Source organism: Janthinobacterium sp. GL_088 (genome assembly GCF_057837845.1).
Genome location: NZ_CM174453.1, coordinates 3608501 through 3621312, shown reverse-complemented (window position 1 = coordinate 3621312; position 12812 = coordinate 3608501). Strand labels below are relative to the sequence as shown.

Below are 12812 nucleotides of genomic sequence, written 5' to 3'. Positions count from 1 at the left end.
ATCATAGCAACATAAATTTACTTGCCGTCGCACGACACACCGGCATGCTGGCGTCGCGCTTACTTGTCACTGAAATCGAGCACCACGCGCGAGGCAACCTTGCCGTGCTCCAGCCGGCTGAAGATCTCGTTGATGGCCGACAGCGGCTGCAATTCCACGCCGGCCTTGACCTTGCCGGTGGCGGCGAAGGCGAGCGCCTCGGCCATGTCCTGGCGCGTGCCCACGAAAGAGCCGCGTATCGTCACGCAATTGGCGACGACGTCGAACAGCGGTGTCGGGAAGTCGCCCGGCGGCAAGCCCACCAGCACGCAGGTGCCGCGCTTGCGCGTCATCGCCACGCCTTGTTGGAAGGCATCGATCGACGGCGCCGTGATCAGCACGCCGTGGGCGCCGCCCCCGGTCGCTTCGCGCAAGGCCGCGACGGGGTCGCCCTGGCGCGCATTGATGGTCACTTCGGCGCCCAGGGCGCGCGCGTGCTCCAGCTTGCCTTCATCGATGTCGACGGCCGCCACGCGCAAGCCCATGGCCACCGCATATTCGATGGCCAGGTGGCCCAGTCCGCCGATGCCGGACACGGCCAGCCACTGGCCCGGCCGCGCGCCCGTTTCCTTGATGCCCTTGTAACTGGTCACGCCGGCGCAGATGATGGGCGCCGCCTGCACGGCCGACAGACCCGCCGGAATGTGCGCGACGTAGCGCGGGTCGGCCAGAATGTACTCGGCAAAGCCGCCATTCTTGGTGTAGCCGCCGAATTGCGCCTCGGCGCACACGGTTTCCCAGGCTGCCAGGCAATGTTCGCAATGGCCGCACGCCGAGTACAACCAGGGCACACCGACCCGGTCGCCCAGCTGCACTTCGGTCACACCCGTGCCCACGGCCACTACCAGGCCGATGCCTTCGTGGCCGGGAATGAACGGCGGCGTCGGCTTGACGGGCCAGTCGCCGCGCGCCGCATGCAAGTCCGTGTGGCAAACGCCGCACGCTTCCGTCTTGACGAGGATCTGGCCGGGGCCGGGCAGCGGCACGGGGACGTCGCGCAGCACCAGCGGCTGGCCCAGTTGCTCGACAACGGCGGCTTTCATTGTTGTGGGTATCATATTATTCCTTGTGAAGTGGCTAATGCGTAGTGGAGGACGCAGGGTGCAGAACAAAGTCTTGCGAATGATCATATTCTGCTGCACACGATACGAAAATTGATTGATCCACATCAACATATACGGGAAGGGGCGGCGTGTGCTCAGATGGAAAACAAGCTTACATTAATTCCATAATTCGACTATTATGGAATAATCGAAGAAGGAAACCACCATGCATGACTTGCCCAACATCAGCGCGGCCCACCTCGACACGCCGACCCTTGATAAACTTGCGCCGCCGGCGGTGGCCACGCATGCGCCGCGCATCCTCTTGCTGTACGGCTCGCTGCGGGAACGCTCGTTCAGCCGTTTGCTGACCCTGGAAGCGGAACGGCTGCTGCGGCATTTCGGCGCCGAGACGCGGGTGTTCGACCCGCATAGCTTGCCCATGGTCGACAGCGTCAGCCCTGACCATCCCAAGGTGCGGGAACTGCGCGAACTGTCGCTGTGGTCGGAAGGGCAAGTGTGGTGCAGCCCGGAGCGTCATGGCGCCGTGACGGGCGTGTTCAAGTCGCAGATCGACTGGTTGCCGCTGGAAATGGGCAGCGTGCGCCCCACGCAGGGACGCACCCTGGCGGTGATGCAAGTGTCAGGCGGCTCGCAATCGTTCAACGCCGTCAACGGCTTGCGCGTGCTGGGCCGCTGGATGCGCATGGTGACGATCCCGAACCAGTCGTCCGTCGCCAAGGCATACCAGGAATTCGACGACAACGACCGCATGAAGCCGTCGCCATACTACGACCGACTGGTCGACGTCATGGAAGAACTGTATAAATTCACCCTGGTGGTGCGCGACCGTTCGGATTACCTGACCAGCCGCTACAGCGAACGCAAGGAATCCATGCCGGCCGACGTGCGCGCCCTTGCCGCAGAGGCCATGGTGCACGAGGCGCCGGGCAAGTAAGTTATCAATGGTCTATTAATAATGACTTCCAGCAATGTTTGACTTGGAAAAGTCAATTCAAAAGCCGCTATGCGTCCTGTGGCGATACTGCCGGTACCGGATGGCGGTTTCCCATTGCTGTATCAGCAGCACCAGGGCAGGCGCCACCTGGGGCTGGGTCTGCTTGCCTTGGCTCAGTCGTCGCAGCTGATACTTCACCATCGCCATATACGCGATCAACTGTGGACTGCAAGGATCATGGAAAGCATGGGTATAGCCGGTAAAAATTAACTACCAGGCTGGCTTCGCAGGAAGTGGCCGCGTTTTCCGGGGGTCATGAACGCCCATCAGGGGAAGGGGCTAAGCAGTAGATTTGTTCGCGCCAGTGATGATTCGGCCAATCTCGTACAGCGCGCCCATACGATAATTCGACACCGGAGCCAGGCGAGCCTGAGAAAGGGTGTCGATGTAGTATTCACCATCGCAATGGACCCTGGACAGTAGTGGCGTGAGGTCACACACGTCAGTCGGCGTAGCTTCACCCTCTCCGCTCAAGATACCCGCCGCAATCGAGTGATTGCCACCGTTGACGATCCCGAAGTTCCATGGAAGGATCAGCGCGATCGAGTGATTGCGATCCTGCTCCCAGTTTCCCATTTTTTTTCCTTCGCCAATAAACGCCAAGGCGTCCGTGAAACGGTCGCGCTGCCAAGGCGTCGTCAGCACTATATCGCGCGAGAACTTGATTCGATAGCTCTTTGCCTCTTGTCGCAGGCAATCGCGCTCTTCAAATATGGAGAAAAAGCTGTCCTGAGAGAATAGTCGCCATATTGCTATTTCACCAACTGCGGCGTGCTCCATGCGTTCAGCGACCGACAAAATTTGCTCTGATTGCAGCGGGCGAAGGATGGCGGTAACTAGAGAGCGCAGCCCAGCGGGATTTGCCTTGTGAATCTCATGCGCTTGGCCGACCAAGAGTCGAAATGCATTCAGTTCGTCATCGCTGACTCCGCTTTTGGATGTTCTTTTCAACGTCGAAGTGCGATCTGCCGACAGGAGATCGCGGAACCAGCTCAAGATAGGCAGGATGGCCTTGTATACAGTAGGGCGGCTGTTAACGGACGGACTATCAACGCGTTTCGGGGCGCGATCCATACTAAGCATAAGAAATCCTCATCAAGCAGGTAAAGTCAGGTTATTCAAATATACCTGAAAAGATTTCCATATGGATATGTTTGACAGTTAAAAGAAACTTAAACGGCCTATACAAGCAAGTAATCATAAACAATATCATTATGTCGCGGTTATTGAAGAACAGGCCCGTGGCGCATTTCATTTTCATGTAGCCGTCGCAGGGCGGCAAATGTACGCGCTGCTGCGCTCCATCTGGCAAGGCATCCTGGGACGCGGCCCGAGCGGTGAACAGATGGGGCAAGTCCACGTCCGCGATCCGCACCGTTTCGGATTTGGCGTGGCAGAAGCGCACAAGATCGCCAGCTACATAGCGAAATACTGCGGCAAGGAATGCAGTGCAGGGTGCTTGATCAGAAACGCTACTTCCGCTCCAGGGGCATCGTGGTGCCGGAAGTCGATGTATGGCGGGTGCCGTTTTGTACAAACATGCTGCGCGCCGCGCAGGTCCATTCCAGGCGCTTTCCGGCCATTGCATGGACGGCTTGCAAACCTGCTGTAACAACAATCTCGGCGTTGTGTACCTGGCAACCGCTCCGGGACTGCCACAGGTGGTGGACGATTGTCCGTTCTGACAGTTACTCCACCGTATTTGACGGGAGGAGGGACGTGATATGGCAAATTTTGATGATAATTCACTGCGGATACTTGAGAAAATAGAGGATGAGTTCCGCAACCAGTACTGGATAATCCGCAATTCTAGGCGTACCAACTGGCGGGCGGTCAACCGGGCTAGGATGCTTGGCGATTTTATGTACATGCTTGGGGTGCCAAAGTGGGCAGTGCAACAAGCACGCTACAGCCTCCGCCTGCGTGTGTGTGAGCGGTGTTTTAAGGACGAATTCAGATGCCACGGTCTTTTCGGACGGGCCAAACGAGGTGATTTTGACGGATGAGGTCCAGAACCATCAGTTACTACTTTCAGATTGATACTCCTAACACCGACTCGATTACGGAACTTATCATAAATAATTTTCAAAAAACAATTACCTTGAAGCTACAGGTGTGGTAATGTTTCACACAATTAGGTTGGTCAAGCAAAAAATAAGAATTGCATTTATTTTTGGTGAGTTAATGATTTACTATCCAAGTTGCATTTAAATGAAAGAGAAGATGGATACGAAAACTAAAGGCTCATGGCTTATTCATCACACGAACAAGCTGCAAGGAGTTAGCAATCAATTTGGTTATGACAAGATGTTTTTGGCTGGAAAGGCAGGAATTCTACTTTCCGCCATATCGACAGACAATCAAACTTTAGTCAATGATCAACGACTCAACGTTTTGGCAACCGCTGCAAATATCAATACCACATTCGAACTGCCAAAATTAATTGAAGTTCTTGAGCAACAACAATTGATTTCAAAAGGAAAGGGGGCCATCTCAGTTCTTGGCGTTACAGCTGCAACGACCCTTAAGCACACATCAGACATATTCGATTCGCTTAATCCGGGCGCTGGTGAGAAAGCTGCGATTGAGTTGGCTGAGCGCGCGTCGATCGAACCTGTTCTCCAAGCAGAAGTATCGGAACTCCTGAATGATAGCTACAAATTGGGAAATTCAGCAATTAGCCAGCTCATGCGAGATTCAGAGCAAATCGGTTTTGTTGATTTTGAGCCGCTTGACGTTAATAGCACGCTGTTATTTAACGGAAATTTATTCCGACGCGATACAACTCGAAAAATTAAAATTGTACTCGATTCGTTGACAGCTAGTGAGCAATCGAAATTAAACGAATTAACAGAAGCTCTTCGCAAGCAAGCGTGTGTTGGTGTTGATTGGGCCAGTTCCTTATTAGGCGAAAAGCTTTTTAATAAGGTTACCTCTATTGGTTTATTTGATATAAGTGTCGTTAGCAACTCAACTGAAGATGCTGGTTTCATGACACTTCCTTCGGCATTCTCAAAATTTAGCAATTCTATGGTCGACGACGCATTCGATCTCGCTAAGGCCTTTGTTAGTTCGGTTACCTACGGAATGACAAAAAGTTCGCAAGCGCGAGGACAAATTCAGATGGTGGATGCGCTACTGAGCGCACTTGTTCGCGGCGAATCGGTTGGCCCCGTGAATGCAATTGCACAAGACTATAAAGTACTTGAGTTAAAAGGAGTAGTTGAGGTAAAAAATGGCAGCAAAAAAGGGCGATATGGGCCAATGCTGCGTCTGCTTAAAAAAGAAATTGGCGAGCTTGCGCTCCAAGCTATCCGCCAAGGTGACGTTAGCGAGCATTCTCTCAACTCTCTCCCGACAGCTGCGGTTACCGGCTTCAAAGGACCTGAGCAGAATCGAGAAAAAACTCGCAAGAAACAGATAGAGTCAAATCCAAAAGCAACTAATGATATGTTGGCTATTCTGCGCACTGGAGGTGGTTTATGAGTTCGCAACCGCTGTTGAAGGGACCGCGCATGGAGGAGCTACTGAGAAGTTATTTTCTTGAGGCGGGATATTTTGTTGTTCGAGGTGTTCCATTTATATATGAAGGATTCGATGTCACTGATATTGACCTCTGGTTGTATAGCAGAACATCATCGGTTTCCCGTGAAATAACAATCGTAGATGCCAAGAATAAGAAAACGCCGCAGGCAATCGAGCGAATTTTTTGGGTTCAGGGCTTGCGCATTGCATGCAGGGCAACTGGTGCGGTTGTAGCCACGACGGATAAACGTGACGAAGTAAAGGATTTTGGTCGCGAACTTGGTATTCTGGTTTTAGACGGAAACTTCCTTGGAAAACTAGATAAACGGAAGGACCTAAATTCGGAAAGGTACTCTGAGGAGGAATTTTTTGCCCAGATTGGCACATACGCGTTGAGTAAGTTCGACGGCGATTGGCAGGCGAGAATGAAATCCTCTAAAGGGTTATTGGCCAGATCTTTATCTTTTGATAGCTGTAATATGTGGCTAACGCATGGGAAGTTTTTTGCTGAGCAATCAATTACTAAGAGTGCTCCGAGAGAAACAGCACTACGTTGTTTATATCTTATATGTTCATTTATTTCAATAGCAATCGACTACTGCATGAAAGAACTGTCTTTCCACGAGCAATCAGAGCGTGGAAAATTGATCAAAGATGGTTTTACCTATGGTTCGAAAGGGAGTACTGGAATTCGAAAGGTTGTCGATGTAGCGATGGCCCTTGTTGAACAACATGCTAAAGAAGGTGCATCGATATCTCGGCAAGTAAGGTTAAGTGTCGAGAAAGAATTAGAATCGCTTAATACAGCCATTCTAGGCGAGTTTTTTTCGAAAAATGAGGTGGCCCGCACGTTATTCTCAACCGCTAAGGAGTTTGAATTATTAGCTATGGCGAGAAATTTTAATTCACATACAACTGCGTCTCCCGAACTTAAAAGTGTTCTTTTTTGTTTGCTCGATTTCTGGGGGATTGACAGAGTGATGTTTTCAAACAACTCGCACTAGCAGTTAGAGGTTCTGCTGTTGTATAGATCTATCACAGCAGCAGAACAATAGTCGAAGGAGTGGAGGCGACGAAGTTCTGTCGTTTTTGTTTAGGCGGAATGGAACTAGAAGTACCTCTAACCTCAACTTGTAATTTTACTTACGCCCTAAGTTCTCCGTTCACGTTCATCTAAGCTTTTGAATTCTAAGACTTTGTAGGGCCTTGTGGGTGCAAGGTGTTCATGAACGTTGCTACCAGTTCGAATGTCAGCCTTAATGTTCAGTTGGGTCTCTCTGCGAATGTGATCTCCCACTCTTGCGAACGGTAAGCGTTCTCCTGTCATTGCAATTACCCCGTCTTCAGCAGTATGGTAAGCGTCTGCCCAGTGACGTCATGGCTAGTTGGGGGATTTGATCGATGATGGCGTCACAGCGATTGACGTTTTTATACAGCCTGGGCCAGAAGCCGACCTTGACGGCTTGAAATGCTTTCGTTTCAAATCGATAAAAAAATGCCGCATAATAAATGAAACGGTGTGCTACCCCACGTAGCAGGCCTCACATGGGGGAGACATGGCACAAGTGCTGAGAATACTGGTGGTTGATGATGTTGAAACAATGCGCAAGGTCACGGCTGGCCAACTGGCCTCGCTTGGCTACGGATCGGTGGATCTCGCAGCCGATGGCTCTGAAGCTTGGCGCATGATTGAGCGCAAGCGTTATGATTTGGTGATCTCCGACTGGAATATGCCGGCGTTGACCGGCATCGCCCTGCTGCAGATGATACGCTCCAGTCCGCGCCATATGCACATGCCGTTCATCATGATCACCGCCGAGGCCGAGCGCAGCCGCATCGAAACGGCCATCAGCAGCGGTGTCAGCGACCTGCTGGTCAAACCCTACACGGCGGGCCGGTTGGCCACCAGCATCAAGCGCGCGATGGCGCACCAGGTTGCACCACCAGTGCCGGACACGAACATCGATGCGCCGCTCGTTGCTGTAATCGTAGACGATGTGGTCGTCGTGCCACCGGCTGTGGTTCATTTGCCACCGCCGCAACCGTTGCCGCCGACCTTGCTCTTGGTCGATGACACTGCCGACAACTTGTACGTGCTGGCCAATGTGTTCAAGGGCCGCTACCGCATCAAGGCAGCGCACAACGGCGAGAAAGCGTTGGCTCTGTGCTGCAGCGACACGCCACCCGACCTGGTGCTGTTGGACGTGATGATGCCTGGCATGGACGGGTTTGAAGTGGCGCGCCGCATGCGCCAGCATCCCGGCGCGGAAAACGTGCCCATAATCTTCGTCACAGCCCTGACCGACGACGCCGCGCGCCTGCAGGGCATGGAGTTGGGTGCGGTGGACTTCATTACCAAACCAATCGACCCGGTCCAGCTCAAGCTTCGGGTCGACAACTTCATGCGCTACGTCGAGCTGCGGCGTCACTTGCAGACCGACTACGATAATATGCTGGCCATCGCCCGCCTGCGCGATGACGTTGAGGCCATGACGCGGCACGACCTCAAGGGGCCACTAGCCGGCGCCATCGGCATCGTGCAGTCGCTGATCGACGCCGCCGACCTGGACCGACGACAACTTGAGCATTTGCGGCTGGCGGAGCAGGCCATGCTGCAGGTGACAGACATGGTCAACCTGTCGACCGAGCTGTACAAGATCGAGACGGAAAAATACGTGCTCCATGCAGCGCCGCTTCCCATCAGCGACATGCTGCGGCGGGTGGTGGAGACGGCACGCGCCACTTACTCGGGTAAGCAGCTGGTGTTGGCGGTCGACACCGATTTCGATGTCGGCATCGACGCTCCGCTAGCGCTGGGCGATGCCATGCTGACCTATTCGCTGCTGAATAATCTGATCAAGAACGCCTGCGAGGCGGCGCCAGAGCGCACCCGTGTCATTGCCACGCTGTACGCCGGAAGCCCGTTGCGCATCGAGATAGTCAACAAGGGTGTGATCCCGGAACCGATACGCGAACGCTTCTTTGACAAGTTCGTCACCGAAGGTAAGTCCGGCGGCACCGGCCTGGGCACGTATTCGGCACGCCTGCTGGCGCGCGCGCAATACGGCGAGGTGGCCTTCGCCGTCGATGACGAGCTCCAGACCACCACCCTGATTGTCAGCCTGCCGTCGGTGCCGCCCCCGGCCTAAGGCGAATCGCGCGGCGGCCTTGCTTGTCAGGCTGGCTTCACCACGGCATCAAGCGCTTCCAGCGCAGCGTCGAAGTCGAAGCGTTCAATTGCCTGGCTGACTTTGCGCAGCTGTCGCGCCAGCGGGTGGCCGGCGGCTTGCGATTCCAATGTCTCCAGCACATCCAGCGCGGCGGTGTCGCTGTCGGCCAGCAGCTTGCGCAGCTGGGCAAGTGTGGCGGCCGCGTCCGGCGGCAGGGCGGGAGCCGCTGCGATGGCCCCGGCCCGGGTGTTCTCTGCCGCTGCAGTATAGTTGCCCAGTGCCGCCAGGCCGAGCAGCACCGGCGCCAGTTCGTTTTCGACCGCCGTCAGCAGCACAGCCAGTTCGGCTTCGGCTACACCAGCTTTGCATGCCAGTTCCAGTGCGGTAGCTGTCGCCGCCACGCCTTTGGCACCGACGTTGCCGGCGGTGCCGCGCAAGGTGTGGGCTACCCGCGCCGCCGCTGTGGGGTCATCGCTTTGCCGCGCAGCCTCAAATTCCCCCCGCAGTCTAGCGTGGCCGTCGCGGAAGCGCACCAGCATGCGCAGGTAAAGGTCCTGCCGGCCCATGCTGGTCGCCAGGCCGGCGCGCAGGTCGATACCGGGGAGTTCGGCAGGTAGGGCCGCAACCACTTTGCCTGCGGAATCTGGCTGCCCCGCTGGGGGCGCTGCTAATGCCGACTGCGCCGGGCGGATCCACTTACTCATGGTGGCGAACATGGCGGTGACGTTCAGCGGCTTGGAGATGTGGTCATTCATGCCGGCAGTCAACGCCATTTCGCGGTCGCCGGCCATGGCGTTGGCGGTCATGGCGATGATCGGCAGCTGAGCGTAGCGGGGTTGGGCGCGCAGGCGGCGGGTGGCTTCGTAGCCATCCATCACTGGCATCTGGCAGTCCATCAGCACGCCGTCGAAGGCGACGGGCCCGGCTTGAGCCAGTAGGTCCAGCGCCTGTTGCCCATCGCCTACGATGGTGAGCACGATGCCAGCGCTTTCAAGCAGCTCGCGCGCTAGCTCCTGGTTCATATCGTTGTCCTCGGCCAGCAGCAGGCGGGCGCCGGCCATGCGGGCCTGGTCGGCCGCGCTGCGGTCCTGTCGCTCTGCCTGTCGCGTTTCGGCCACCACGCCCTTGCCCAGTACCTCGCCGATTGCTTCGAGCAGCGTCGACGGGGTGACTGGCTTGGTCAGCACGGCTGGCAGCGCCACCTGCTGGAGCGCCGCCGCTTCCTGAGCGTCGTCCCGGCCGAAGGCAGTCACCATGATGACAGAAGGGATGTGAGTCACGGCGCCGCTCTGCATGCGCTGCAGCGTTTCGACGCCGTCCATGCCCGGCATGCGCCAGTCCAGTAGCACCAAGTCGTAGGGCAGGCTTTTGCGCTCAGCCTCGACCATGGTGCGCAGCGCGCTGTGGCCGCTGTCAGCGAGGTCCACCTCCAAGCCGAAACTGCGAGCCATTGTCGACAAGATTTCGCGCGCGCTGGCGTTGTCGTCGACCACCAGCACGCGCAGGCCGAGCAGCTCGTCGGCGTGGAACATGCGGCGCGGCTGCACCTCGGTCTGGCGTCCGAAACGGGCGCTGAAGTGGAAGGTCGAGCCCTCGCCCGGCATGCTCTCGACCCAGATCCGGCCATCCATCAGCTCCACCAGCTTCTTGGAGATGGCCAGACCTAGCCCGGTACCTCCGTATTTGCGCGTGGTCGAGCTGTCTGCCTGGCTGAACGAGTGGAACATGCGTTCGCACTGCTCGGCCGTCATGCCGATACCGCTGTCGCGCACCCAGAAGTGAAGCTCGACTTGATCCCCGGCGTCGGCAGCCATCTCGATCCCGACCACGATCTCACCGCGTTCAGTGAACTTGGCGGCGTTGTTGCCGAGGTTGACCAATACCTGACCCAGCCTCAGCGAATCGCCTACCAATGCGGTCGGCAGGTCGGCCGAAGTGGCGAACAGCAGTTCCAGGCCCTTGTCCTCGGCCTTCAGGCCGATCATGCTGGCGAAATTCTCCAGCACGTCCTCCAGCCGGAACGGGGCCTGCTCTATGTTCATCTTGCCCGCTTCGATCTTGGAGAAGTCAAGAATGTCGTTGATGATGCCCAGCAGGTTCTCGGCTGAGCGGTGCACCTTCTCGATGTAGTTGCGCTGTTTCTTATCGAGATCGGTACGCAGCGCCAGATGGCTCATGCCGATAATTGCGTTCATCGGCGTACGGATCTCGTGGCTCATGTTGGCCAGGAAATCGCTCTTGGCGCGCGTAGCGTCCTCGGCGATCTCCTTGGCGCGCAGCACTTCGGCCTCGGCCAGCTTGCGGTCGCTGATGTCGCGCACCGAGGCGCACACGCAAACGCCGCGCTCGGCGATAGCCGGCAGCCGCGACAGGCCGATCTCGACCGAGAAGCGGCTGCCGTCCTTGCGCATGCCGTGCAGGTCGGCGCCGACCGTGCCCATCTGGCGCGCAGTGCCGTGCGCGATGAAGCCGTCGCGCGAGCCTACGTGGCGCCCGTGCGCCTCCGGCGGCACCAGGACTTCGATCGGCAGGCCGGCTAGCTCGCCGGCCTGGTAGCCGAACAGCTGGTCGAGCTGCGGGTTGGTCATCATGATCAGGCCCTGGGCGTCGATCACCAGCATGCCGTCGGGCGCCGCCTCGATGATGCCGCGATACCAGGCCTCGGTGGCTTTCAGCGCCACCTGCTGCGCTTCGAGTTCGGCGGCCATGGTCTGCACCGCGTGGCTGCGCGCCTTGATTTCCAGCGACATCGCCAGCTTGGGCAGCAGCTCGTCCATCAGCACGCGACCCGATTCGCTGGGAGCGTCGAAGCCGGCCAGCTCCAGCACGCCCATCAGGCGCTCGCCGTGCAGCAGTGGCAGTACCTGCAGGTGGCGTGGGCGCGACCGCCCCAGCTGCGAGAGAATCTGCGCGTAGTCGTCCGGCAGGGCGTCGAGCCGGAGCGGCTGGCGGTCCTGCGCGCACTGGCCCAGCAGGCCGCTACCCAGCGCCAGTTGCGGCGCCGGCGGATGGTCCGGATCGGCGGCGTAGCTGGCGGCCAGGCGCAGTGCGGCAACGTCTTCGTCAAGCAGGTAGAGCGCGCCCTGGCCAGCCTGCACCAGCGGCGCGAGTAGCGTCAACAGGCGCTGCGCGGCCTGGTCCAGGCTGGCCGCCTGCTGCAGTTCGGCCTGGATCGAGGCTTCCTGCGACTTGATCCAGCGCTGCATGTCGAGCTGGCGCGATTCGACCTGCAGCTTGGCAATGGCGCGGGCCAGGTCGCCCGTTTCGTTCTGGTAGTCGGTGTGCGGGATCACGCTGTCGAGCTGGCCGGCGGCCAGCGCATCGACCGCCTCGCGCAGGCGGTTGACCGGGCGCCTGATCGACAGGCTGATCCACCAGGCGCACAGCAGCGCCACCGCCAGGCCGCCGATCAGCAGGGCGTAGGTGAGGGTGCTGCTGGTGAGCGCGAACTGGCGGATATGGTAAATGGTGCTGCGGGCGTTGGAGTCCTTGACGGCGGCGATCTCGGCCATCTGCAGGTCGGCCGTGCGCATGGCCTGTTGGAAGCGTTCGCTGTTGAGCAAGGCGTTGGCCTCGGCATTGCGATTCTCGCGCGTCAGCTCCATGGCTTCGTCGGCGATGCGTTCGGCGCGCGCCAGCATGGTTTCGAAGACGGCATAGCGTTGCTGATTGTCGGTACGCAGCAACGTGGCGCGGGCCTCGCCGGCAGCGAAATGCAACTGCTCGCGCGCCTTGTCGAGCTGTTCCAGCGCCTCGTCGACGGCAACAGGGTCCGGGGCGTTGGCCACCTTGTGCAGCATTAGCTCGAAGCGGGTGAGCTGGATGCGGGCTTCCTTGACCTGCACGATGCCGATCATGCCCTCGCTGAGCAGGTGCTGCATGTCGCTACTCAACTGGTCTTGGGTGCGCAGGCTTTGCAACCCCAGCGCCAGGGCCAGCAGCAGCACTGCGCAAAAGCCGGCCGCAAGCTTCTGGCGCAGGCGCAGCCGTTCAACATAGGCCAGGGGCGAACGCATG

General features: G+C 57.8%; 8 protein-coding genes. 5 read left to right on the top strand and 3 right to left on the bottom strand.

Annotated elements, in window-relative coordinates:
- Nucleotides 1–59: 59 nt before the first annotated feature.
- A complete protein-coding gene (locus AC3IQ7_RS16235) occupies nucleotides 60–1094 on the bottom strand; it encodes a zinc-dependent alcohol dehydrogenase (protein WP_489210469.1) in 1035 nt (344 codons plus the stop codon).
- Between the two features lie 214 nt (nucleotides 1095–1308).
- Here AC3IQ7_RS16235 and arsH point away from each other — a divergent pair, with 214 nt between their 5' ends.
- Nucleotides 1309–2040: an arsenical resistance protein ArsH gene (gene arsH, locus AC3IQ7_RS16230; protein ID WP_489206667.1), complete on the top strand. Its 732-nt coding sequence runs from the start codon at nucleotides 1309–1311 to the stop codon at nucleotides 2038–2040.
- Between the two features lie 339 nt (nucleotides 2041–2379).
- Here the strand turns inward: arsH and AC3IQ7_RS16225 are convergent, their stop codons facing one another.
- Nucleotides 2380–3183, bottom strand: coding sequence for a DUF6710 family protein (locus AC3IQ7_RS16225; RefSeq protein WP_489206666.1), 804 nt, complete (start codon nucleotides 3181–3183; stop codon nucleotides 2380–2382).
- Between the two features lie 100 nt (nucleotides 3184–3283).
- On the opposite strand from AC3IQ7_RS16225, the gene AC3IQ7_RS16220 reads away from it, so the two are divergent.
- The 4 genes from AC3IQ7_RS16220 to AC3IQ7_RS16205 all read left to right on the top strand — a co-directional run bounded on the left by AC3IQ7_RS16220 (nucleotide 3284) and on the right by AC3IQ7_RS16205 (nucleotide 8774).
- Complete coding sequence (locus AC3IQ7_RS16220) at nucleotides 3284–3712, top strand: rolling circle replication-associated protein (protein WP_489210467.1); 429 nt, start codon at nucleotides 3284–3286, stop codon at nucleotides 3710–3712.
- Between the two features lie 611 nt (nucleotides 3713–4323).
- Nucleotides 4324–5586 (top strand): hypothetical protein, encoded by a 1263-nt coding sequence (locus AC3IQ7_RS16215; protein WP_489206665.1) that lies wholly within the window; start codon nucleotides 4324–4326, stop codon nucleotides 5584–5586.
- Entirely contained in the window at nucleotides 5583–6629 is a 1047-nt protein-coding gene (locus tag AC3IQ7_RS16210; RefSeq protein WP_489206664.1) for a hypothetical protein, read from the top strand. The genes AC3IQ7_RS16215 and AC3IQ7_RS16210 overlap by 4 nt, the downstream gene beginning before the upstream one ends.
- Nucleotides 6630–7181: 552 nt before the next feature.
- Nucleotides 7182–8774, top strand: a complete 1593-nt coding sequence (locus AC3IQ7_RS16205; protein ID WP_099393668.1) for an ATP-binding response regulator — start codon at nucleotides 7182–7184, stop codon at nucleotides 8772–8774.
- Between the two features lie 26 nt (nucleotides 8775–8800).
- Here AC3IQ7_RS16205 and AC3IQ7_RS16200 read toward each other — a convergent pair whose 3' ends face one another.
- Nucleotides 8801–12811, bottom strand: a complete 4011-nt coding sequence (locus AC3IQ7_RS16200; RefSeq protein WP_489206663.1) for a response regulator — start codon at nucleotides 12809–12811, stop codon at nucleotides 8801–8803.
- Nucleotide 12812 lies beyond the last annotated feature (1 nt).